The sequence below is a fragment of the Streptomyces arenae genome (assembly GCF_022343545.1).
Taxonomy (GTDB): domain Bacteria; phylum Actinomycetota; class Actinomycetes; order Streptomycetales; family Streptomycetaceae; genus Streptomyces; species Streptomyces humi.
Genome location: NZ_JAKQYH010000051.1, coordinates 18,096 through 41,767 on the forward strand (window position 1 = coordinate 18,096; position 23,672 = coordinate 41,767).

Consider the following 23,672-nt stretch of genomic DNA (forward strand, 5'->3'; position numbering starts at 1 on the left):
CCTGATTCCCCGGTCCGGAGGGGTCCGAGGTGTCGCATGTCCCGTATGTCCCGCCACGGCGACCGGAATCGGCGCAAGGTGCCTGCGTGCGGCCCTCCGCACGCCTACGCTCAGCCCGTGCTGCGCATTCTCGACGCCAAGACCGGTGAGACCGTCCCCGCCGTCCCCGCCCGCCGTGCCCTGACCCGGGTCGAGGCCCACGTCTCCGGACACGACCTGACGGGGCTGCGGGTCCTGCTCACCACCGACCTCCTGCTGCGCGCCCTGGAGCTCGGCGGCACCCCGGTCCTGCCGCTGCTCAGCGCCGACCGCCACCAGGCCGAACTGCACGCCGCCGCCACCGCCCTCGGCATCCGTCCCTTCGAGTCCGGCCGCGATCTCGCCGCCGGACTCGGCGAGGCCCAGGTCGTGCACGTGACGGCGCGGGACGCGGCCGTGCCCGGCACCGGGGTGACCGTCGCCGTGGCCCCCGCCGGCGGACCGGACGCGAACGTCCTGACCGGGCTCGCGGACCCGGCCGCGCTCCGGCTCGCCCTCCTCGACGCCCCGCGCGGCACGGCCGTCCGTCTCGCCGCCGGCGCCCTCGACGCGGCCGGGCGACGGCTCGGGCGGTTGCGCCAGTCGGTGGCCCGATGGGCGCGCAGCCCCTCGCGGCCGGTGCCCGAGAAGGTGCGGGGGCGGCTGCGGGACGCCTGGGAGGACGACCTCGACGTGCCCGGTGTCCTCGGGGTGCTGCGCTGGATGGAGGACCAGCCCGAGATCCCGGACGGCGCCCGCTTCGAGACCTGCGCCTACGCCGACCGGCTGCTCGCCCTCGACCTCACCCGCGACCTCGGCGGGCCGGCGTGAGCGGCGGGGCGGGCGCGGGCCAGCTGCGCCGGCTGGTCGTGCTGAGGCACGCCAAGTCGGCCTGGCCCGAGGGCGTCCCCGACGAACTGCGTCCGCTGGCCGCGCGCGGCCGCCGTGACGCCCCCGCGGCCGGCCGGGCCCTCGCCGCGTCCGACTGCCTGCCCGACCTCGCCGTCTGCTCCACCGCGGTGCGCACCCGGCAGACGTGGGAGCTGGCCGCCGGCCAGTGGGGCACCCCGCCGCCGGTCCGCTACGACAGCAGGGTGTACGCGGCCGGCGTCCCCGAGCTGATGGAGGTGGTGCGCGGGGTCCCGGCGGAGGTGGCGACGCTTCTGCTGGTGGGGCACAACCCGGGGCTGGCGGAGCTGGTCCTGGAGCTGGCCGGGGAGGGCCTGGACGACACCTTGGAGCAGGTCCGCGCGAAGTTCCCGACCTCGGCGATCGCGGTCCTCGCCTGGCACGGCACGGAGTGGACGGCACTGGGCCCGGGCACCGCCCTGCTGACCGAGGTGACGGTGGCCCGAGGCCGCAAGGGATAGCCGGACCGACCGCACCGGAGGGCGTGGGATAGCCGGGCCGGCCCGTTTCGGGGACCCGGGGTAGCCGGGCCGCCCCGGATCTGGAGGTTCAAGGCTGCCGGACGGCCTCGGGCGGCCGCATAGGGTGGGCGGATGCAGGACGAGTACCGCACCGTCGCCCGCGCGGGCACGCACGAGACCGAGGTCAACCGTTCCCGCTTCCTGTGCGCCCTCGCCCCGGCGGCCACCGAGCGCGAGGCCCAGGACTTCGTCGCGGCGATCCGCAAGGAACACGCCGACGCCACCCACAACTGCTGGGCGTACGTCGTCGGCGCCGACGCCTCCGTCCAGAAGGCCAGTGACGACGGCGAACCGGGCGGCACCGCCGGGGTGCCCATGCTCCAGATGCTGCTGCGCCGCGAGATGCGCTACGTCGTCGCCGTCGTCACCCGCTACTACGGCGGCGTGAAGCTCGGCGCGGGCGGGCTGATCCGGGCCTACGGCGGTGCGGTCGGCGAGGCCCTGGACACGCTCGGCACGGTCACCCGCCGCCGCTTCCGGCTGGCCACCGTGACCGTCGACCACCAGCGGGCCGGCAAGGTCCAGAACGACCTGCGGGCCACCGGCCGCGCGGTCCGCGACGTGCGCTACGGGGAGGCCGTCACCATCGAGATCGGCCTCCCCGACGCCGACGTGGACACCTTCCGCGCCTGGCTCGCCGACGCCACGGCGGGCACGGCGAGCCTGGAACTGGGCGGGGAGGCCTACGGGGACGCGTGACGGTGCGCCGTCCGCCTCACTGCCTGCGGGCGGTGACCCGCTGGCGGACCACGGCGAAGACGACCACGCCGAGGGCCACCAGGGTGGACAGGACCACCTGGTCTCGGCCGCCGCCGTCGCTGGTGTCGGTGAGCATGTAGCCCAGCACGAAGGTGATCAGGGCGATGGTGGCCCAGGTCAGGTACGGGTAGAGCCACATCCGCACGACGAGCTTCTCCGGCGACTCGGCCTGGATGATCTTCCGCATGCGCAGCTGGGAGAAGCAGATGACCAGCCACACGAACAGGGCGATCGCACCGGAGGAGTTCAGCAGGAACTGGAAGACCGTGTCCGGCCAGAGGTAGTTGAAGGCGACGGCCACGAAGCCGAAGACCACCGAGGCCAGGATCGCGCTGCGCGGCACCCCGCGGTTCGTGGTGCGGGCGAAGGCCGCCGGGGCGTCGTTGCGTCCGCCGAGCGAGAAGGCCATGCGGGAGGCCGTGTACAGGCCGGAGTTGAGACAGGACAGCACCGAGGTCAGCACGATGGCGTTCATGATCTGCGCGGCGTGCGGAATGCCGATCGAACTCAGCGCGGCGACGTACGAGCCGTCCTTGAGGATCGCCGGGTCGTCCCAGCGCAGCAGCGACACCACGATCAGGATCGAGCCGAGGTAGAAGACGGCGATCCGCCAGATCACGCTGTTGGTGGCCTTGGTGACGGCCCCGCGCGGGTCAGCCGACTCGCCGGCCGCGAGGGTGACGATCTCACTGCCCATGAACGAGAAGACCACCATCAGGACGCCCGTGAGGATCGCGCCGGGCCCGTGCGGCAGGAAGCCGCCGTGGGCGGTCAGGTTCGAGAAGCCCGAGGCCGGGTGGTCGGAGCCGGGCAGCAGCCCGAACAGGGCCAGACCGCCGACGACGATGAACGCGGCGATGGCGACGACCTTGATGCCGGCGAACCAGAACTCGAACTCGCCGTACGAGCTGACCGAGACGAGGTTGCTGGCGGTCAGCACCAGCATCACGATCAGCGCCCAGCCCCACTGCGGGACGGCCGGTATCCACCCGGCCAGGATCTTGGCCCCGGCGGTGGCCTCGACGGCGAGCACCACGACCCAGAAGAACCAGTACAGCCAGCCGATCGTGAAGCCGGCCCAGCGGCCCAGCGCGCGGTCGGCGTAGGCGGAGAACGAACCGGAGGTGGGGTTGGCCGCGGCCATCTCGCCCAGCATCCGCATCACCAGGACGACGAGCACACCGACCAGGGCGTACGACACGAGGATGCCGGGGCCGGCGGCGGCGATGCCGGAGCCCGAGCCGACGAACAGGCCGGCGCCGATCACACCGCCGATGGCGATCATCGACAGGTGCCGGTTCTTGAGCCCGGCCTTCAGGCCGGGCTCGGTCGGCGGGCTTTCGGGGAGCGTGGTGGTCATCTCGACATCCAGGGGGGAGGGGACGGGGGGACGAGCGGCACGAAAATTAGTTCATGACGATCCAAAAAAACAGTCTTGTTTAAATGTTCACCCTGCTCTATTTTTCGCTTCAGCGTCGGGCCGCGTCGGCAGGGGCGCCGTTAGGGTGGCGTCGTGGTGAATACCGGGGGCAAGTTCGGCCCCTACAACGGGCCGGGCCCCGTACGGCCGGGAGCGGAGCTCGTCCGCTCCCGGATAGCGCTGCGGGTGCGCCTGAGGTCCGAGGCGCCGGGGGACCGGCTGCCGGACGCCGGCGTCCTCGCAGAGGAGCTCGGCATCGGTGAGATCACCGTGCGCCGCGCCCTGGAGGGCATGTGCCAGGACGGCCTCCTGGACCGCCGCAGGGGCCGCTCGGGCGGCACCTTCGTGGCCCGGGAGTGGGACGCGGTCCTCGCCGTGCTGCACGATCCCGCGGAGGCGGCCGCGCTGGACGCCTTCCACCTGCTCCTGGAGTGCGGCCTGGTCTCCCACGCGGCCGGCGAGATCCCGGACGGCGGCCTTGACGGGCTGCGCACGCTCGTCGAGGACATGGACCGCGCCGACGCACCGGACCGGCTGCCGGAGCTGGAGGCCCGCTTCCACCTCGAACTGGCGCGGACGCTCGGCGGACCCGGGATCCGTGAGTTCGCCGCCGACCTGCTCGGCCGGCAGTGCCTGCTGCTGCCCGCCCCGGAACCCGAGGTGGTACGCGCGCGCAACCGCCATCACGCCGATCTCCTCAAGGAACTCGTCCGCGGCGACATGGCGCTGGCGGTGGCCGCGGTGAAGGCACACCGGCACGCCGGGCCCGGCGTCGTCTGACCCCCGCCGGTCCCCGCCCGGCCCCGCAACCGCAACCGCTCGCACACCGTCCCCGAAGGAGCTGGCGTCATGCCCGATCCCGCATCCGCCGTCGGCCCCCCGCCGGCATCGGGCCCCCCGGGCCGCGCCACCCCCCAGCGACTGCGCGGCGGCGTCCTCGGCATGGCCGACATCGCCGCCGCCACCATGGCCAACGTCGGCCCGGCCATGAGCTTCTTCTTCGGCTTCGCCTTCCTGGCCACGACCGCGGGCGTCGCCTCGCCGCTGACCATCGTCGCCGCCGGCGTCGCCGTGGCCCTGCTCGGCAACACCCTGGCCGAGTTCTCCCGGGCCCACCCCTCGGCCGGCAGCTTCATCACCTTCGTCGGCCGGACCTTCGGGCCGGTCAGCGCCGTGACCACGGCCCTGCTGGCGGGCCTCGGCTACATCGTCGCGATGGCGTCCGTCATCGCGATCTCCGGCGGGTTCGTGCAGATCACCCTGCACCACTACACCGGCCTCGAGATCCCCTGGATCATCTGGACCCTGCTGCTGACCGGGCTCGCGATGCTGCTCATGCTGCGCGGCATCGAGGTCTCCACCAAATGGGCCGGGTACTTCTTCGCCGTGGAGATGCTGGTCCTGGTCGTCGTCTCGGTCGCGGCGATCGCCGGGCACCACGGAGCGCTGTCCGCCGCCCCGTTCCTCCCCGGCCACATCACCCACGGCTTCGACGGCCTCGCGGCGGGCTTCCCGATCGCGGTGTTCCTCTTCGTCGGCTGGGAGAACTCCGCCGCGCTCGCCGAGGAGACGGAGAACCCGCGCCGCAACGTGGGCCGCGCGGTGTTCTCCTCCATCGCCATCATGACCGTCAGCTACATCCTGTTCGCCTACGCCACCGTGACGGGCTTCGGCTACGACGTGCGGCGGCTCGGCGCCTCGCCCATCCCGTTCATCGACGTCGCCCAGGACACCCTCGGCGCACTGGCCGCCCTCGCCTACGTCGGCGGCCTCACCTCGACCCTCGGCGTACTGATCGCGGGCATCAACTCCCAGGCCCGGCTGATCTTCAACGCGGGCCGGGAAGGGCTCCTGCCGTCCTTCTTCGGCTACGTCCACCCCACGCGTCGTACGCCGAACAACGCGATCGTCACCTTCACGGTCACCGCGCTGCTGATCATCGGCGGCTGGGGACTGGGCCATGTCCTGGGCGGCGGCCCGATGGACCCCGTGGTCTTCTTCACCGAGTCCTCCAGCCTGGGCGCCATCCTGATCCTGCTGGTCTACCTGGCCTCCAACATCGCCCTGCCGCTGTACTACCGCCGCTACCGGCCGCAGGAGTTCCGCCCCCTGCGCCACCTGGTCCTCCCGGCGGCCGGCGCCCTGGCCATCCTCGTCCCCCTCTACTACCTCGCCAAGCCCGGCCAGCCGGCCCCGTACAGCTGGTTCCCGTACGCGGCCCTGGCCGCCCTGCTCGCCGCCGTCGGCTACGCCACCCTCCTGGTCCGCCGTGACCCGCACCTCGCGGAACGCGTGGGCTCGGTCGTCGCCGACGCGGAGTGAACGCGCCGCCGTCCGGTCAGGCCGAGAGCAGGGAGTCGTCCTCCGTGCGGGCACCGGGCAGCCGGTGCCGGGCGGCGACGAGAGCCGCGTCGATGTCACTGGTGCCGGTGGCCACGCACAGCGTGTAGGCGATGTCCGCCATCCGGTTACGGACCTCTTCGGACCCGTCGTCGGCGTTCAGGACCCGCAGCGTCTCGTACTGCTCGATCAGGTTCATCAGCACGGCGGGGTGGGCCATGAGCATGGCAAGCCTCCTGCGTCATCACGCGTCACATGGGTCGTACACCGCCCCGTGTGCCCCGGCGCCTGCCGTTCACTCCCCCTGGGAACGGCGCCCCCGTCGGCCGTCCGGGCGGCCGAGGCCGGGCAGCACCTCGTCGAAGAGGTCGAGCCGGGCGGTGATGCGCTTGCCGACCGGCTCCCGTCGCGCCTCGAAGCCCCGCACCACCGCCAGCACGATCTCCAGACCGTGCTGGCCGACCCGTCCGGTGTCGGCGGCACGGGCCAGCGGCAGCGTCGGGTCGCTGTCCCACACCTCGATCTCCAGCGCCCCGTCGGCGATGCCCAGCCGCAGCAGCACCGGACCGGGCGCGTACTTGAGGGCGTTGGTGACCAGCTCGCTGACGACCAGTTGCGCCAGGTCCACGGCGCGGGCCGGCACCGGCACCCCGTACGCGGACCGGGCCCGCGCCAGGAACTCCGACGTCCGGTGGCGGGCGCCGGCGATGCAGCCGTCCGCCCCGTCCAGGGCGAAGGTGACATCGTCAGGTGCGGCTTGCGGCATCCGGGAACACTCCTCGAACAGGACAGGTTCCCTGCCGACGTTCTGCAATACCCCGTTCATGGGCCCGCGTTTACCCGGTGATGCGCGGCACTACTCCCGGTCGGCGAGAAAATCGGGCCGTCTCGCGCATCACATCCGACTTCCCGGGGCAGCGTTGGCTACGGAGAAACCCAGCCGGACCGAGGATGTGCAGGTCGCAGGTGACAGACAACCAGGAAGCAACGAGTCGGGGCCGGCTGTCCGTGACCCGCGCCGACACCGACGGCATCACCGTGCTCACCCTCAGCGGTGAGGTCGACTACGAGAGCGCGGGCGCCCTCGCCGGGGCGGTGCCGCCGGCCGACCCCACCGCCGGGGCACGGATCGTCATCGATCTGAGCAGCGTCACGTTCATGGATTCCAGCGGGATCAACACCCTGGTCACCGCCTACCAGACGACCCGGGACGCCGAGGGCTGGCTGCGCATCGCCGGTGCCCGCGGCCCCGCCCTGCGCATCGTGCAGATGGTGGGTCTCGACGCCCTCGTCAGCTGTCACCCGACCGTCGAGGACGCCGTCACGGCGTGACGAACGCGTCCGGGAAAACGGCCCGAGTACCCCGCTTCCGCGCCCTCATGCCGACTTTCTCACCCTCATTTTCAGGCCGGTCGTGAGGCTCCCGCGGGCTTTGGCCGCGCACTGTTCCGTGCGTTAATCTGCGACCGCTTTCCCATCGGCCGGAGCCGTCGAACACGAAATCTCCGCTGGTGGGGTGGGGCTTGCGGCCCTGGTGTGGTTCCGAGTCCTCGGGGTGGGGACTCTTGGGGAGTGGAACGAGGGTGTGCATGAGCGGCACGAAGGTGGACGCCCAGGTGCAGGCGCCGGGTGAGCAGGAGCTTCGGCAACTGCTGGCCGGGCTGACGGCCGTACGCGACGGGGACTTCGGCACCCGGCTGCCTGCCGACGGACAGGGGCTGCTCGGCGACATCGCCACGGTCTTCAACGGCATGGTCGACCAGTTGTCCCTCTTCACGTCGGAAGTGACCAGGGTGGCCCGCGAGGTGGGCACCGAGGGCACGCTGGGCGGCCAGGCGGAGGTGCCCGGGGTCTCCGGCACCTGGGCCGACCTGACCGACTCGGTCAACGCCATGGCGGGCAACCTGACCACGCAGGTCCGCGACATCGCCCAGGTGGCGACCGCGGTGGCCAGGGGCGATCTGTCCCAGAAGATCGACGTGCCGGCCCGCGGGGAGATCCTTCAGCTGAAGGAGACCGTCAACACGATGGTCGACCAGCTGTCCGCGTTCGCCGACGAGGTCACCCGTGTGGCCCGCGAGGTCGGCAGCGAAGGACGCCTCGGTGGTCAGGCACAGGTGCCCGGCGTCGGTGGTGTCTGGCGGGACCTGACCGATTCGGTCAATTTCATGGCCGGAAACCTCACCTCCCAGGTCCGCAACATCGCCCAGGTGACGACCGCCGTGGCGCAGGGCGATCTGTCGCAGAAGATCACGGTGGACGCCCGCGGCGAGATCCTTGAGCTGAAGAACACCATCAACACGATGGTCGACCAGCTGTCCGCGTTCGCCGACGAGGTCACCCGTGTGGCCCGCGAGGTGGGCACCGAAGGACGGCTCGGCGGCCAGGCCGACGTCAAGGGCGTCAAGGGCACCTGGCGAGACCTGACGGACTCCGTGAACTTCATGGGGGGCAACCTCACCGGGCAGGTCCGCTCCATCGCCCAGGTGGCGACCGCGGTGGCCCAGGGCGACCTCTCCCAGAAGATCACCGTGGACGCCCGGGGCGAGATCCTCGAACTCAAGGACACCATCAACACGATGGTCGACCAGCTGTCCGCCTTCGCCGACGAGGTCACCCGCGTCGCCCGCGAGGTGGGCACCGAGGGGAACCTCGGCGGCCAGGCGATCGTGCGAGGCGTGTCGGGGACCTGGAAGGACCTGACGGACAACGTCAACGTGATGGCGTCCAACCTGACCGGTCAGGTCCGCTCCATCGCCCAGGTCGCCACGGCCGTGGCGCGCGGTGACCTCTCGCAGAAGATCACCGTGGAGGCCAAGGGTGAGGTTGCCGCGCTGGCGGACGTCATCAACACGATGGTCGACACGCTGTCCGCGTTCGCCGACGAGGTCACCCGCGTCGCGCGCGAGGTGGGCACCGAGGGGCGCCTGGGAGGTCAGGCCCACGTGCCGAACGTGGCCGGCACCTGGAAGGACCTGACGGACAACGTCAACTCCATGGCCAACAACCTCACCGGCCAGGTCCGCAACATCGCCCTGGTGACGACCGCCGTGGCCAACGGCGACCTGTCGAAGAAGATCGACGTCGACGCCCGCGGCGAGATCCTTGAGCTGAAGACCACCATCAACACGATGGTCGACCAGCTGTCGTCGTTCGCCGCCGAGGTCACCCGCGTCGCCCGCGAGGTCGGCAGCGAGGGCCGGCTCGGCGGCCAGGCCGAGGTGGAGGGCGTCGAGGGCACCTGGAAGCGGCTGACGGAGAACGTCAACGAACTCGCCGGGAACCTCACCCGGCAGGTCCGGGCGATCGCCGAGGTCGCGAGCGCCGTCGCCGAGGGCGACCTGACCCGCTCGATCACCGTGGAGGCCTCCGGCGAGGTCGCCGAGCTCAAGGACAACATCAACTCCATGGTGGGGTCGCTGCGCGAGACCACCCGGGCCAACCAGGAACAGGACTGGCTCAAGACCAACCTCGCCCGCATCTCCGGCCTGATGCAGGGCCACCGCGACCTGCCGGTCGTGGCCGAGCTGATCATGGACGAGCTCACGCCCCTGGCGGCGGCCCATTACGGCGCGTTCTACCTCGCGGAGGACACCGCACGCGGTCACGAGCTGCGGCTGGTCGGATCGTACGGCTACCCGGACGACGCGGACCGGCCCTCCCGGATCCCGGTCGGACGCTCCCTCGTCGGGCAGGTCGCGCGCAACCGGCGGCCCATCACCGTGGAGGACCTGCCCGAGGGGTACGTGACGATCTCCTCCGGTCTCGGACAGGCGGTGCCCAGGGCCCTCGTGGTGCTGCCCATCGTGGTCGAGGAGCAGGTGCTCGGTGTCATCGAACTGGCCTCGCTGACCGGCTTCACCCAGATCCACCAGGACTTCCTGACCCAGCTGATGCCGACCATCGGCGTCAACCTCAACACCATCGTGGCCAACGCCCGCACCGACGAACTCCTCGAGGAGTCCCAGCGGCTGACCTCCGAACTCCAGGCCAGGTCCGAGGAGTTGCAGGTGCAGCAGGACGAGCTGCAACGCTCCAACGCCGAGCTCGAGGAGAAGGCCTCGCTGCTGGCCTCGCAGAACCGCGACATCGAGGCGAAGAACCTCCAGATCGAGCAGGCCAGGCAGGAACTGGAGACTCGCGCACAGCAGTTGGCGCTGGCCTCCAAGTACAAGTCGGAGTTCCTGGCCAACATGAGCCACGAACTGCGCACCCCGCTCAACAGCCTGCTGATCCTGGCCCAGTTGCTGGCCCAGAACCCCTCGCGCAACCTCACCCCGAAGCAGGTCGAGTACGCGGGCATCATCCACTCGGCGGGCTCGGACCTGCTCCAGCTGATCAACGACATCCTCGACCTGTCCAAGGTCGAGGCGGGCAAGATGGACGTCGCGCCCGAACGGGTCCCGCTGCGCCAGCTGCTGGAGTACGTCGAGGCCACGTTCCGGCCGATGACCACCCAGAAGAGCCTGGAGTTCAAGGTGGCCACCGCCGCGGGCACGCCGGCCGACCTGCTCACCGACGACTCCCGGCTGCGGCAGATCCTGCGCAACCTGCTCTCCAACGCGGTCAAGTTCACCGAGGAGGGCGGCGTCCAGCTGCTGATCGAACCGGCCGCCGACCGGGAGGTCCCGCCGGGGGTCCTGCGCGGCGGTCCTGTGGTGGCCTTCCGGGTCGTCGACACCGGCATCGGCATCCCGCACCAGCAGCTGGAGACGATCTTCGGCGCGTTCCAGCAGGCCGACGGCACCACCAGCCGCAAGTACGGGGGCACCGGCCTGGGCCTGTCCATCACGCGGGAGATCGCCCATCTGCTCGGCGGCGCCGTCACCGTCGACAGCACCCCCGGACAGGGCAGCACCTTCACGCTGTACCTGCCCGTCGCACGCGCGGACTTCGAGGAACTGCTGGAGAACGGCGGCCGGCCGGCGGAGCAGCCGCAGACGGCCCTCACCTCCGGCGACGCCCCGGAACCCCTCGAACTGCCCGCCCCCGCACCGGCGTCCGAGCACCGCAGGCGACGGCTGCTGGTGATCGAGGAGCGGCCGCGCGGCCTGCTCACCCTGGTCGCCGAGCGGGCGGTCGGAGACCTCGCGCACGACCCCGGTGACCCGCACGGGGCGATCGACCTCATCACCGCCGTCGGCGCCCAGGAGGCGGCGAGCACGCTCGCGGCCGAGCCCTGCCACTGCGTCGTGCTGGAACTGGGCATGCCCGGCAAGGAGGGCACGGACTTCCTGGAGGCCATGCGCGGCGACTCCGCGCTGGCCAGCGTGCCCGTCCTGATCCACACCGGGCACCGGATGGAGCTGGCGCAGGAGCAGGCCCTGCGCGCCCTCGCCGGGGGCCGGCCGCTGGACTTCCTGTCCAGCCTGGACGAACTGCGTGAGCGCATCACCCTGCACCTGTCCGCCGAACAGCCCGGCGACGTGCTGTCACTGGTCCGCGCGGAGGAGCCGCACCGGCCGGCCGCGCAGGTCGTGGACGACGCCTTCCTCGGCCGGACGGTCCTGGTGGTCGACGACGACGCACGCAACCTCTTCGCCCTCAGCGGGGTGCTGGAACTGCACGGCTTCCAGGTCCTGCACGCCGACAACGGCCGCAAGGGCATCGAGATGCTGCTCGCCCACCCCGACATCTGCCTGGTCCTGATGGACGTGATGATGCCGGAGATGGACGGCTACGCCGCCACCGCGGAGATCCGGGCCATGGACCAGTACGCGGAGCTGCCCATCATCGCCGTCACCGCGAAGGCGATGCCGGGCGACCAGGAGAAGAGCCTCGCGTCCGGCGCCAACGACTACGTCACCAAACCCGTCGACACCGGCGATCTCATCGCCCGCGTCCGACGATGGCTGTCCGTGTGAGCGGAGCCCCGAGCCACCGCGTCCACCAGCAGCCCGCGTGACGTACGCACCAGCGGAGGAACAGACACACCGTGAGCGATCTCCGTCAACCGCCCGAACCCCGAAACCCCGGCACCCCGGCGGGCGACCACCCCACGACGGGAGCCCCCGCCCCGGCGGACGCTCACCCCTCCGCGGACCCGGACGGCCCGAGGACCGGCCCGGCAGCGGCGAACGGGGACGGCCCTGCCTCGGCCGGGGGTCCGGCCTCGCTGGACGGTCTCGCTCCGGCCACGGGTCCGGCCTCGAACGGCGTTCTCGCCGCGGGTGCGGGTGCGGCTGCGGCTGCGGGTCCGGGTCCGGCCTCGGCGGGTGGTCTCGCTCCGGCGGACGACGAGACGTCCGCCGCCGTCGGCGGTGGTGACGAGGTTCGGGTCGCCGGCCCGGACGGCGGCGGCGGGGAGCGGTCGCCCGTCGGCCGGCTGGCGGCGACCGTGGAACGGCTGCGGCGTGAGGTGCGGGCCGCGCACGTCGAGGCGGACGGCCGTGCGCTGATCGAGATGGCCAAGGGCATCCTCGTGGAACGCCTCGGGTGCGGCCCGGCGCAGGCCGCCCGGCAGCTGGCCGAACTCGCCGAGCAGGCCGGGGTGACCCCCCTGGAGTTCGCCGTCGACGTCATCAACCAGGCCGCACGGGACCGGCTCTCGGAGGTCACCGCCGACTTCCTCACGGTCACCGCGGCCCACACCGAGACCTCCGGCTCGGCGAGCGTACGGCTGCGGGCCGCCGAGAGCGGTGCGCTGGCCGCCCACGACACCCAGGCCGTCGCCGACGCCCTGCTGGAACACGCCCTGGCCCCGCTGGGCGCCGAGGCCGTCGCGATCTGGGCCCTGGGCACCGACGGCTCGCTCACCCTGGCGGGCCACGCCGGGTTCTCCGCCGCCGAGGCCGGCCGCTGGCGGCACGTCCCGCCGGGCGTGGCGACCGTGGCCCGCCGGGGCCTGACCGAGCGCGAGGGCCACTGGATCCACAGCCTGGCCGAGACCGGGCTGCCCTCCATCGGCCAGCACCAGAACCCCGAGGGCGGCCGGGCGGCCGTACCGGCCGGGACCGGCGGTCGTATCCACGGCGTGCTGGAGATCGCCTGGGCCGCCCCGCTGGACACCCCCGCCCCGCCGATCGTCCGGCAGGTCGAGGCGCTGGCCGATCTGTGCGGACACACCCTGGAGACGTCCGGCCCGGGCCACCTCGACGGCGACGCCGGTCCGCGCGCGACGCCGGACGTCACCGAGCTGATGGACCTCGCCGAGGGACTGCACGACCCGGCCCTGGTGCTGGTGCCGCACCTGGACGCCGACGGCAACCTCGTCGACTTCCGGATCCATCACGTGAACAGCCGTTTCCTGGACCCCGCCGGCCGGCCCCGGAGCGTCATCAACGACGCCCTGCTCCTGGAGGCCTACCCGATGGTCGCCGGCCACAGCGAGCTCTTCGAACGGATCGAGCGGGTCTTCGCCACCGGCGAGCCTTACCGCGCCCACCGCATGCGCCTCACCGCCCTGGTCGACGACGTCCCGCTGTCCGCGGTCGCCGACTTCAACATCAGCCGGCACGGCGGCAGCGTCCTGCTCATCTGGCGCATCGAGGACGAGACCGCCCGGCTGGCCAGTCTGCTCAAGCACGCCCAGCGGCTGGGCCGGATCGGCGGCTTCGAGGAGAACCTGCTCACCGGCGAGATCACCTGGAACGGCCAGCTCTTCGACCTCTACGGCAGGCCCGCCTCCGCCGCCCCCGTGCCGCTGGAGGACCTGGCCGCCCACGCCCACCCCGACGACGCCGTCGCCATCGGCCGCTTCCTGCGCACCCTGCTGCACCGCCGCCACCCCGCGTCCACCTCGTTCCGCCTCCAGCGCCCCGACGGGGTCACCCGCCACATCCGGGTGGTGGCCGAACCGGTCCTCGACTCCGGCGGCGAGCCGTACGTCCTACGCGGCGCCTACCAGGACATCTCCGCCCACCACTGGACCGAGGTGGCCCTGGCCGCCACCCGCGACCAGCTGGCCCACACCGAGCAGCAGGCCAGCGAACGCAACCGGCTCACCCTCCAGCTCCAGCACGCCATCATGCCGCCCGCGCAGGCCCCGCTGGCGGTCCCCGGCCTGGACCTGGCGGTGCGCTACCGGCCCGCGGAGACCCAGAACCTGGTCGGCGGCGACTGGTACGACGCGGTCGTGCTGCCGTCCCGGATGGTGCTGCTGTGCGTCGGCGACGTCGCCGGACACGGCATCGAGGCCGCCACCAGCATGGTCGTCCTGCGCAACGCGCTGCGCGGCCTCGCCGTGACCGGCGCGGGCCCGGGACAGCTGCTGTCCTGGCTGAACATGGTGACCCACCACCTGACCGGCTCCGTCACCGCCACCGCCGTCTGCGGTCTGTACGACCCCGACCGCCACACCCTGCGCTGGGCCCGGGCCGGCCATCTGCCGCCCGTCCTGGTCCGCGGCCCCGAGGCGGAACCGCTGCCGCTCGTCCAGGGCCTGCTGCTGGGCGCCGTGCCCGAGGCCGCCTACCAGGAGCACGAGGTGCAGCTCGCCGTCGACGACACCCTGCTCATGTACACGGACGGCCTGATCGAACGCCGTGACCGGTCCGTGGAGGAGTCCCTGGCACAGCTGCTCACCGCCGCGCGCGCGGTTCCCCGGACCCTGGAGCAACGACTGGACCGCCTGCTGACCCACAGCAGGTCCGACACCGACGACGACACCTGCATCGTCGGCATCCGCGTGGTGCCCTGACCCCGGTCCGCACGGCGCGTCTACCTGCCTGCTCCGGGGGTACCCGCACCACCGGAGGTGGGCGATGTTCGAAGCAGCAGACATCCGGGAATGGCGCGGCCACGACGTCGTGGACCCCGCCGGTCACAAGATCGGCGTCCTCGAGGCGGTCTACGTCGACACCGCGACCGACGAACCCCTCTACGCCACCGTCACCGTCGGGCTGCCCACCCGCCGCCGGCTGGCGTTCGTCCCCCTGGTGAAGGCGACCGTGGGTCCCGGCTACCTGAAGGTCGCCTACGACCGGGGAGTGGTCAAGAAGGCCCCCGCGATCGACACGGACGGTGAGCTCCCGGCGGCCCGGGAACCGTCGGTCTTCGCGCACTACGAACTCGACTACACCCCCGGCGCCGGCGGCGAGCGGCGACTCGCCCGGCGCTGACCGGACCGATGCGACGGGAGAACCGATGTCCCTGTTCCTGCTCCTGATCCTCGTGGCCCTGATCCTGGGCATCGTCGGTTTCGCCGCCCACGGACTGTTCTACCTGTTCGTCATCGGCGCCGTCGTCCTGGTCGCCGACCTGGTCTACGGCGTGCTGCGGCTGCGCCACGGCGGACGGCACCACCGCATCGTCCGCTGACCCTGCCGGAGGCGTATCTCTGGCGGCCCGCCGCCACATCGCTCAGCGTGGGAGTGAGGGGGCTGGCCGGGCGGCGCACGCGCCGTGGGAGAGGTGGGTCCGATGGACAGGGAAGTCGCCGCGCCGAGGGTCGTGGTCGGTGTGGACGGGTCGGCGTCCTCGTACGGGGCGCTGCGCTGGGCGGTGCGCTACGCCGGCCTGGTCGGCGGCGCGGTCGAGGCGGTGACCGTGTGGGAACTCCCGGGGCTGTACGGCTGGTCGGGGCCCGCGGTGGACATGGACGTCGACCAGGAGGAGGCCCGGGACCGGATGCGGCAGGAGCTGACGGAGGTGCTCGGCGCGCAGGGAGCCGAGTCCGTCACCACGCATCTGGTGCACGGCAACACCGCCGACGTGCTGTTGCGGGCCGCCGAGGGAGCCGAGGTGCTGGTCGTCGGCGGCCGGGGCCGCGGCGGGTTCGCGCGCGCCCTGCTGGGTTCCGTGAGCACGCACGTGACGCAGCACGCCGACTGCCCCGTGGTGATCGTCCGCGCCGAGAAGCCGTGACCCCCTCCGGACGCCGTGGCCGGTCAGTCCTGCGCCGCCACCCACTCGTGGTAGGCGGCCACCGCCGTCGGCAGGGTGGGGAAGACGCGGTCGGGGCCCACCGTGTCGGTGAGGCCGTAGGCCCGCAGGTCGTCGAGGAGGTCCTGTTTGACCCGGGCCAGGGCGAACACCACGCCTCGGCCGGTCAGTTCACGGCGGAGGTCGTCGACCGCGTCGAGGGCGGTGATGTCGACCTCCACGTTGGCCTCGGTGTTGAGCACGAACCAGCGGACGGGCTCGGCCTGTTCGTCGACGGCGGCCAGTGCCCGGCGCCGGAAGTTCTCCGCGTTGGCGAAGAACAGGGGCGAGTCGTAGCGGTAGACGAGGAGACCGGGGACGGTGCGGGCGGTGGGGTAGTCGTCGACGTCGTGCATGCCGGCCAGGCCGGGGACCAGCCCCTCCACCGCGTCGTGCGGACGGGCCACCCGGGTGAGGAGCTCCGCGACGGACAGGCCGACGGCGACCAGCACCCCGTAGAGGATGTCCAGGGCGAGGACCCCGGCCAGGCAGCCGAACGCCAGCAGGAGTTCGCGGCGCCGGAAGGCGGCCAGCCGGCGGAAGCCGGCCAGGTCGATCATGCGCAGCGCCGCGTAGACGACGAGGGCGCCGAGGACCGCGGACGGCGTGCGCGTCAGCAGCGGGCTGAGCAGCAGCAGGACCGCGAGCACGAACGCCCCGGCCACCAGCGAGTACAGCTGGCTGCGGGCGCCCGCCGAGGCGGCGAGGGCGGTGCGGCTGGCGCTGCTGCTCACCGGGAACCCGTGCACGGCGCTCGCACCGAGATTGGCCGCGCCCAGGGCCAGGAACTCCTGGTCGGCGTCCAGGTCGGGGCCCTCCTCGTCCGGGCCCGCCCCGCTGAAGGCACGCGCGGTGAGGATGAAGTCGGTGTAGGCGACCAGGAGGACGCCCAGCGCGGGCAGCACCAGGCGGCGGATCTCGCCGAAGTCCGGTGCGGAGAGACCGGGCAGGCCCGAGGGGACGGTACCGATGACCTTGATGCCGTAGCGGTCGTCGAGACCGAACGCGACGACCGCCGCCGTGGCCAGCGCCACCACCAGCAGCGGACCGGGAAGGGCCCGGAAGTACCGGGCCACGAGCAGGAGGACCGTCAGGGCCAGCGCGGCGAGGACGACGGTGGGCGGGTGCGCGTCCGCCAGGTGCGTGAGGAAGGACCACAGTTGCGGGAAGAACCCGGTGCCGGTCGTCGGGACCCCGGTGAGCTTGGTCAGCTGGTCCGCCATCATGATCAGGGCCACGCCGGTCAGGTAACCGATGAGGACCGGGCGGGACAGCAGGTCGGCGAGGAATCCGAGGCGCACCGCCCGGGCGACCAGGCAGAGCAGGCCGACCGTGGCGGCGAGCGTCGCGGCCAGCACGGCGTACCGGTCCGGGGCACCGGCGGCGAGCGGGCCGACCACGGTGGCCGTCATCAGGGCGGTGGTGGACTCAGGACCGACCGACAGCAGCCGCGAGGAGCCGAACACGGGGTACAGGATCAGCGCCGGCAGGATCGCCCACAGCCCGGCGACCGGCTGCAGACCGGCCACCTCGCCGTACGCCATGACCTGCGGCACCAGGTACGCGGCCACGGTCATGCCGGCCAGCAGATCGCCCTTCAGCCAGGCACGCCGGTAACCGAGCAGCGAGGCGAGTCCGGGCGTGAGCCCGCGCCATCCCCGCCGTCCGTCTCCGCCCTGGGTCATGCGCCGCCTTCCGCCGTGTGACCTCCCAGCATCCACCGGAGCGGGCCCGCCACGTGACAGACGCGCGGCGGACCGCCAACGTGCCCTGCCGCCGGATCCGTTCGGTGGCGTGCACGGTCCCGTGCCGGGTACGCGTCCGGCCCGGCCGCGGGCGGCATGGGCCGGAAGGCCCGGGGGCGGGACCACCGGCCCCTGTGCCGGAGCACGCCGGGACAGGAGGCTGGACCAGGATCCCCGCGGATCCGACGGCCGCCCGGAGCCCCCGCCCCCTCAGCAGGAGGTGAAGACCATGCCGCGCACCGGCACCGCCGGGACGGACGGCTCGCCCGACGGCGGGGCGGCCCCCTCACAGGCTCGCGGCGTGGTCCGGGACGTAGGTCTGGAGATCGCGCGGCGGGCGCTCGTAGCCGGTCGACGCGGGCCGCTCGGGCAGCTCGAGCACCGGCGGCGGCACGTCGTGGTACGGCACGGTCGAGAGCAGGTGGGCGATCATGTTCAGCCGGGCGGCCCGCTTGTCGTCGCTCTCCACGACGTACCAGGGCGCGTCGGCGATGTCGGTGTGCACCATCATCTCGTCCTTGGCCCGGGAGTACGCCTCCCAGTGGGTGATCGACTCCAGGTCCATCGGGGAGAGCTTCCAGCGCCGCACCGGGTCCTCCATCCGCTTGCGGAACCGGTCCTGCTGCTCGGTGTCGCTCACCGAGAACCAGTACTTGCGCAGCAGGATCCCGGACTCGACCAGCATCCGCTCGAAGATCGGGCAGTGCCGCAGGAAGAGCTGGTACTCCTCCTTGGTGCAGAAGCCCATCACGTGCTCGACCCCGGCCCGGTTGTACCAGGACCGGTCGAACAGCACGATCTCCCCGGCGGCCGGCAGCTGCTCGACGTACCGCTGGAAGTACCACTGGGTGCGCTCGCGCTCGGTCGGCTTCGGCAGCGCCGCGATCCGGGCGACGCGCGGGTTGAGGTGCTCGGTCACCCGCTTGATCGTGCCGCCCTTGCCGGCCGCGTCCCGTCCCTCGAAGACCACCACCAGCCGGGCCCCGGTCGCCCGCACCCACTCCTGGAGCTTCACCAACTCCGTCTGGAGACGCAGCAGTTCCTGCTCGTACGTCTTGCGCGGCAGCTGCGCCGCCTGCTTGCCGGCCATGCCGCCTCCACCGCCCGACGACCCATCCACGGGAGTCATCTCATGTCCAAGGTCGAACACCAGGACGCCACGGTACTGTCCGACACGGAACTCCGCACGCTGGACGCGCACTGGCGGGCCGCCAACTACCTGGCCGCCGGGCAGATCTACCTGCTGGCCAACCCGCTGCTCGGCGAGCCGCTGCGGCCGGAGCACATCAAGCCGCGGCTGCTCGGTCACTGGGGCACCTCGCCCGGCCTGAACCTCGTGTACACCCACCTCAACCGGGTGATCAAGGCACGCGGCCTCGACGCGCTGTGCGTGTGGGGGCCGGGCCACGGCGGCCCGTCCGTGCTGGCGAACTCCTGGCTGGAGGGCAGCTACAGCGACACCTACCCCGACGTACCGCGGGACGCGGCGGGGATGGCACGGCTGTTCAAGCAGTTCTCCTTCCCCGGCGGCGTACCCAGCCACGTGGCCCCGGAGACGCCCGGGTCCATCCACGAGGGCGGCGAGCTGGGCTACTCCCTGGCCCACGCCTACGGCGCCGCCCTCGACCACCCCGACCTGCTGGTGGCCTGTGTGATCGGTGACGGCGAGGCGGAGACCGGGCCGCTGGCCGCCTCCTGGCACTCCAACAAGTTCCTCGACCCGGCACACGACGGCGCCGTCCTGCCGATCCTCCACCTCAACGGCTACAAGATCGCCAACCCGACCGTCCTGTCCCGCCTGCCCGAGGCCGAACTCGACGCCCTGCTGCGCGGCTACGGCCACGACCCGATCCACGTCACGGGCGACGACCCGCACCAGGTGCACCGGGCCATGGCCGCGGCGATGGACGACGCCCTGGACCGCATCGCCGCCATGCAGCGCTCGGCCCGCGAGGACGGCGTCACCGAGCGCGTGCACTGGCCGGTGATCGTGCTGCGCACGCCCAAGGGCTGGACCGGCCCCGCCGAGGTCGACGGCGTGCCCGTGGAGGGCACCTGGCGCGCCCACCAGGTGCCGCTCGCCGGCGTCCGAGAGAACCCGGAGCATCTGGGGCAGCTGGAGGCCTGGCTGCGCTCCTACCGGCCGGAGGAACTCTTCGGCCCCGACGGCCGGCCGGTCGCCGACGTGCTGGCCTGCGTCCCCGACGGTGCGAAGCGCCTGGGCGCGTCGCCGTACGCCAACGGCGGCCTGCTCGTCCGCGATCTGCCGCTCCCCGGCCTCGACGAGTTCGCCGTCCCCGTCGAGAAGCCGGGCACCGCCCTGCACGAACCCACCCGGATCCTGGGCGACCTCCTCGCCCGGGTCATGGAGGACACCGGCGCGCGGCGGGACTTCCGGCTGGTCGGCCCGGACGAGACCGCCTCCAACCGGCTCCAGGCCGTCTTCGACGTGACCGGCAAGGCCTGGCAGGCGGAGCGGCTGCCGGTCGACGAACACCTCGAACACGACGGCCGGGTGATGGAGATCCTCTCCGAACACCTCTGCCAGGGCTGGCTGGAGGGCTACCTCCTCACCGGGCGGCACGGACTGTTCTCCTGCTACGAGGCGTTCGTGCACATCGTCGACTCGATGGTCAACCAGCACATCAAGTGGCTCAAGACGTCCAGGCAGTTGCCCTGGCGGGCCCCCATCGCCTCCCTCAACTACCTGCTCACCTCGCACGTCTGGCGCCAGGACCACAACGGCTTCTCGCACCAGGACCCCGGGTTCGTCGACCACGTCCTCAACAAGAGCCCGGAGGTCGTGCGCGTCTACCTGCCGCCGGACGCCAACACCCTCCTGTCGGTGGCGGACCACGTCCTGCGCAGCCGGGACTACGTCAACGTCGTCGTGGCCGGCAAGCAGCCCTGCTTCGACTGGCTCTCCCTGGACCAGGCCCGCGTGCACTGCGCCCGCGGCGCCGGGATCTGGGAGTGGGCCGGCACCGAGAACGGCGGCGAACCCGACGTCGTCCTCGCCTGCGCCGGCGACGTGCCCACCCAGGAGGTGCTGGCCGCCGCCCAGCTGCTGCGCCGGCATCTGCCGCAGCTGGCCGTGCGCGTGGTCAACGTGGTCGACATGACCCGGCTGCTCCCCAAGGACGAACACCCGCACGGGATGGCCGACTTCGAGTACGACGGCCTGTTCACCACGGACAAGCCGGTGATCTTCGCCTACCACGGCTACCCCTGGCTGATCCACCGTCTCGCCTACCGCCGCACCGGCCACCAGAACCTGCACGTGCGCGGCTACAAGGAGTCCGGCACCACGACCACCCCGTTCGACATGGTCGTCCGCAACGACCTGGACCGCTACCGCCTCGTCATGGATGTCATCGACCGTGTTCCCGGCCTCGCCGTCCGCGCCGCCGCGGTACGCCAGCAGATGGCGGACGCCCGTACCCGCCACGAGGCCTGGATCCGCGAGCACGGCACCGACCTGCCCGAGGTCGCGAACTGGACCTGGACCGGGTGACCGGGTGACCCCACGCTCCCGCGGCCGCGAAACGCAGGGGGCCAAAGGCCCTTCCCGCCGCGACCTGCCCTTCCCGCCGCGGCCTGCCTCCTTCTCGGGGCCTGCCTCTTTCTCGGGGACTGCCTGTGCAGGTGCCGCGGTCCGCTCCTGTCCCGGCGTCGGCTCGCCGCACCGGCGCCGGGGCGCGGCCGCCCCAGGTCCTTTTCCGGGGCGGCCGGGACTGTTGGCCCCTGGTCTCGGCTCCGCGCGGCGGCGGAAGCTTGAGGGACGTGGTGCCCCGGGGCGGTGGCGCCGCACGACCGGAGACGAGGCGGCCGATGTACGCCAACGACGGATTCCGTGAACTGGACCGTGGCGAGTGCCTGCGGCTGCTCGCCGGGGTGCCCGTGGGCCGGATCGTGCACACCCGGCACGCGCTGCCCGCCGTGCTGCCCGTCAACTTCGGCCTGGACGGCGACGGCGCCGTGCTGCTGCGGACCTCCGCCGCCTCCGAGCTGGCCCGCGCCGTCGACGGGTCCGTGGTGGCCTTCGAGGCCGACGAGGTGGACGCGGACAGCCGGTCCGGCTGGAGCGTGGTCGTCACCGGCGCCGCGACCGTCGTGCACGATCCAGCCGAGCACGCGCGGCTGGTCCGCGAAGGGCCCCGCTCATGGGTCCCGGCGGCTCACGAGGTCTTCGTGCGCATCGAGCCGGACCTGGTCACCGGACGGGCCCTGACCGGCGGGCGCACCCGGAACGGGGCCGACCTGCGAACCTGAGCCGCGCTGTCCGGTTCCCGGTGTTCTCCTCCGCCCCCGGCACTAACGTGAGTCCTGACCGGACCTGCCGGTGCGCCCGACTCGACAGGATCTGGAGGACCGCGGTGGAAGACCCCGAGGCGGCCCGGGTACGGCTGCCGCAACTCAGGCTGGACGAACTCCTGGACGAGTTGCAGGCCCGTCTGGACGCCGCCCGTGGCACCCGCGACCGGGTGCGCAGCCTGCTGGAGGCGGTGCTGTCGGTCGGCCGGGAACTCGATCTGGAGCAGGCGCTGCGCAGGATCGTGGAGGCGGCGGCGGTGCTGGTGGACGCCGAGTACGCGGCGCTCGGCGTGATCGGTCCCGACGGCAGGCGGCTGTCGGCCTTCCACACGGTCGGCGTCAGCGACGAGGAGATCGCCCGGATCGGCCCGTTCCCGGAGGGCCACGGCATCCTCGGTGAACTGATCCGGCACCCCGAACCGCTCCGTCTCGTGAAGCTCTCCGAGCACCCGGCGTCGTACGGCTTCCCGCCGAACCACCCGCCGATGAACACCTTCCTCGGCGTCCCGATCCGGGTCCGTGACCAGGTCTTCGGCAACCTGTACCTGACCGAGAAGCGGGGCGGCGCGCAGTTCGACGAGGAGGACGTGTCGGTGACGTCCACGCTGGCGGTGGCGGCCGGTGTGGCCATCGACAACGCCCGGCTGTACGAGGAGTCACGGCTGCGCGAGCGGTGGCTGCGGGCCAACGTGGAGATCACCCACAGCCTGATGTCCGGCGGCGACCCCGCCGAGGCCCTGGCACTGATCGCCGAGCAGGCCCGGTCCATCACGGGTGCGGCCCTGGTCGCCGTCGCGGTCCCGATGGAGGACGCCGACTCGCTCAGCGTGGACATCGCCGTCGGGATGGACGCGGACGACCACCGTGGCCTGGTGCTGTCGCTGGAGAAGACCCTGATGGGCCTGGCCTTCTCGGCCGGTGCCCCGGTGTCCAGCGAGGACGTCGGCCGCGACGACCGGGTCTCTCCCGAGCCGCCGCGCTTCCAGGGCCTGGGCCCCGCCGTGGCCATCCCCATCGGGGCCGAGGACACGGGGGTGCGGGGCGTGCTGCTGCTGGCCCGGGAGATCGGCGGCAGGGTCTTCACGGGCTGGGAGACGGAGACCCTGCAGGGTTTCGCCGCCCAGGCGTCCATCGCGCTGGAGCTGGCCGAGCGCCGCCGGGACGCGCAGGAGATCGCCGTGCTCCAGGACCGCGACCGCATCGCCCGCGACCTGCACGACCTCGCCATCCAGCGGCTCTTCGCCACCGGCATGACCCTGCAGAGCGCGGGCCGTTTCATCGAGCACACCGAGGCGTCGGAACGGGTGCTGCGGGCGGTGGACGACCTGGACGAGACCATCAAGATCATCCGGTCGACGATCTTCGGCCTGCGCACCCGTGAGGGCGGTGCCGGCAGCGGCCTGCGGGCCCGCGCGGTCCGGGTCGCGGGGGAGGCGGCGCCGGTGCTGGGCTTCGCGCCCAGCCTGCGGATGGAGGGGCTGCTCGACACCGACGTGCCCAGGGAGGCCGCCGACCACGTCGTCGCCGTGCTCGCCGAGTCCCTCACCAACATCGCCCGGCACGCGCACGCCGACCGCGCCGACGTGACCCTGGCCACCGACGGCCGGGAACTCCGGCTGACGGTGACCGACAACGGCGTGGGCATACCCGCCGGTGGCCGCCGCGGCGGCCTGCGCAACATGGCGGAACGGGCGGCGGAACTGGGCGGCCGACTGAACTGGACCACCCCCGAAACCGGCGGCACAACCCTGACATGGCAAGCCCCCCTCCCCACCCCCCAACCAC

Annotated in this window: 19 protein-coding genes; 14 read left to right on the top strand and 5 right to left on the bottom strand. The window is 72.4% G+C overall.

Annotated features, from left to right (window positions below; translation table 11 throughout):
- The first annotated feature begins 117 nt into the window (after positions 1–117).
- The 3 genes from MB828_RS22325 to MB828_RS22335 all read left to right on the top strand — a co-directional run bounded on the left by MB828_RS22325 (position 118) and on the right by MB828_RS22335 (position 2,147).
- Positions 118–849 carry a hypothetical protein gene (locus MB828_RS22325; RefSeq protein ID WP_133024751.1) on the top strand — a complete coding sequence of 244 codons (732 nt, stop codon included), beginning with the start codon at positions 118–120 and terminating at the stop codon, positions 847–849.
- On the top strand, positions 846–1,388 hold the full coding sequence (locus MB828_RS22330) for a SixA phosphatase family protein (RefSeq protein WP_301649744.1): 543 nt from the start codon (positions 846–848) through the stop codon (positions 1,386–1,388). The genes MB828_RS22325 and MB828_RS22330 overlap by 4 nt, the downstream gene beginning before the upstream one ends.
- A gap of 132 nt (positions 1,389–1,520) precedes the next feature.
- Positions 1,521–2,147 carry a YigZ family protein gene (locus MB828_RS22335; protein WP_133024753.1) on the top strand — a complete coding sequence of 209 codons (627 nt, stop codon included), beginning with the start codon at positions 1,521–1,523 and terminating at the stop codon, positions 2,145–2,147.
- 16 nt (positions 2,148–2,163) lie between these two features.
- Here the strand turns inward: MB828_RS22335 and MB828_RS22340 are convergent, their stop codons facing one another.
- On the bottom strand, positions 2,164–3,567 hold the full coding sequence (locus tag MB828_RS22340) for an amino acid permease (protein ID WP_301649745.1): 1,404 nt from the start codon (positions 3,565–3,567) through the stop codon (positions 2,164–2,166).
- 153 nt (positions 3,568–3,720) lie between these two features.
- Between MB828_RS22340 and MB828_RS22345 the strand changes: the two genes are divergently transcribed.
- Together MB828_RS22345 and MB828_RS22350 are read left to right on the top strand one after the other, a co-directional pair.
- Positions 3,721–4,407 (top strand): FadR/GntR family transcriptional regulator, encoded by a 687-nt coding sequence (locus tag MB828_RS22345; RefSeq protein ID WP_301649746.1) that lies wholly within the window; start codon positions 3,721–3,723, stop codon positions 4,405–4,407.
- A 69-nt stretch (positions 4,408–4,476) separates the two neighbouring features.
- Positions 4,477–5,949, top strand: a complete 1,473-nt coding sequence (locus MB828_RS22350) for an APC family permease (protein ID WP_430381415.1) — start codon at positions 4,477–4,479, stop codon at positions 5,947–5,949.
- Positions 5,950–5,965: 16 nt separating this feature from the next.
- On the opposite strand, the gene MB828_RS22355 is transcribed toward MB828_RS22350, so the two are convergent.
- Together MB828_RS22355 and MB828_RS22360 are read right to left on the bottom strand one after the other, a co-directional pair.
- On the bottom strand, positions 5,966–6,193 hold the full coding sequence (locus MB828_RS22355) for a DUF5133 domain-containing protein (RefSeq protein WP_133024757.1): 228 nt from the start codon (positions 6,191–6,193) through the stop codon (positions 5,966–5,968).
- Between the two features lie 69 nt (positions 6,194–6,262).
- Positions 6,263–6,733 (bottom strand): ATP-binding protein, encoded by a 471-nt coding sequence (locus MB828_RS22360; protein ID WP_301649747.1) that lies wholly within the window; start codon positions 6,731–6,733, stop codon positions 6,263–6,265.
- A gap of 200 nt (positions 6,734–6,933) precedes the next feature.
- Between MB828_RS22360 and MB828_RS22365 the strand changes: the two genes are divergently transcribed.
- The 6 genes from MB828_RS22365 to MB828_RS22390 all read left to right on the top strand — a co-directional run bounded on the left by MB828_RS22365 (position 6,934) and on the right by MB828_RS22390 (position 15,771).
- Positions 6,934–7,299 carry an STAS domain-containing protein gene (locus MB828_RS22365; RefSeq protein ID WP_301649748.1) on the top strand — a complete coding sequence of 122 codons (366 nt, stop codon included), beginning with the start codon at positions 6,934–6,936 and terminating at the stop codon, positions 7,297–7,299.
- Positions 7,300–7,556: 257 nt separating this feature from the next.
- Positions 7,557–11,831, top strand: coding sequence for a HAMP domain-containing protein (locus tag MB828_RS22370; RefSeq protein WP_301649749.1), 4,275 nt, complete (start codon positions 7,557–7,559; stop codon positions 11,829–11,831).
- Positions 11,832–11,902: 71 nt separating this feature from the next.
- Entirely contained in the window at positions 11,903–14,605 is a 2,703-nt protein-coding gene (locus MB828_RS22375) for a SpoIIE family protein phosphatase (RefSeq protein WP_301649750.1), read from the top strand.
- 64 nt (positions 14,606–14,669) lie between these two features.
- Positions 14,670–15,026 carry a PRC-barrel domain-containing protein gene (locus MB828_RS22380; protein ID WP_133024761.1) on the top strand — a complete coding sequence of 119 codons (357 nt, stop codon included), beginning with the start codon at positions 14,670–14,672 and terminating at the stop codon, positions 15,024–15,026.
- A 25-nt stretch (positions 15,027–15,051) separates the two neighbouring features.
- Complete coding sequence (locus tag MB828_RS22385) at positions 15,052–15,225, top strand: hypothetical protein (RefSeq protein WP_165941542.1); 174 nt, start codon at positions 15,052–15,054, stop codon at positions 15,223–15,225.
- A 102-nt stretch (positions 15,226–15,327) separates the two neighbouring features.
- Positions 15,328–15,771, top strand: coding sequence for a universal stress protein (locus tag MB828_RS22390; RefSeq protein WP_301649751.1), 444 nt, complete (start codon positions 15,328–15,330; stop codon positions 15,769–15,771).
- A gap of 23 nt (positions 15,772–15,794) precedes the next feature.
- Here MB828_RS22390 and MB828_RS22395 read toward each other — a convergent pair whose 3' ends face one another.
- Positions 15,795–17,513 (bottom strand): SulP family inorganic anion transporter, encoded by a 1,719-nt coding sequence (locus MB828_RS22395; protein ID WP_301649752.1) that lies wholly within the window; start codon positions 17,511–17,513, stop codon positions 15,795–15,797.
- A gap of 346 nt (positions 17,514–17,859) precedes the next feature.
- The gene (gene ppk2, locus MB828_RS22400; RefSeq protein WP_301649753.1) at positions 17,860–18,663 is read right to left on the bottom strand and encodes a polyphosphate kinase 2; all 804 of its coding nucleotides are present in this window, start codon (positions 18,661–18,663) and stop codon (positions 17,860–17,862) included.
- A gap of 42 nt (positions 18,664–18,705) precedes the next feature.
- Between ppk2 and MB828_RS22405 the strand changes: the two genes are divergently transcribed.
- From MB828_RS22405 to MB828_RS22415, 3 genes are all read left to right on the top strand, one after another.
- Complete coding sequence (locus MB828_RS22405) at positions 18,706–21,087, top strand: phosphoketolase family protein (RefSeq protein ID WP_301649754.1); 2,382 nt, start codon at positions 18,706–18,708, stop codon at positions 21,085–21,087.
- Between the two features lie 317 nt (positions 21,088–21,404).
- Positions 21,405–21,845: a pyridoxamine 5'-phosphate oxidase family protein gene (locus tag MB828_RS22410; protein ID WP_133024766.1), complete on the top strand. Its 441-nt coding sequence runs from the start codon at positions 21,405–21,407 to the stop codon at positions 21,843–21,845.
- Between the two features lie 104 nt (positions 21,846–21,949).
- Positions 21,950–23,672: sensor histidine kinase (locus MB828_RS22415; RefSeq protein ID WP_301649755.1), on the top strand; the 1,723-nt coding region annotated here is incomplete at its 3' end.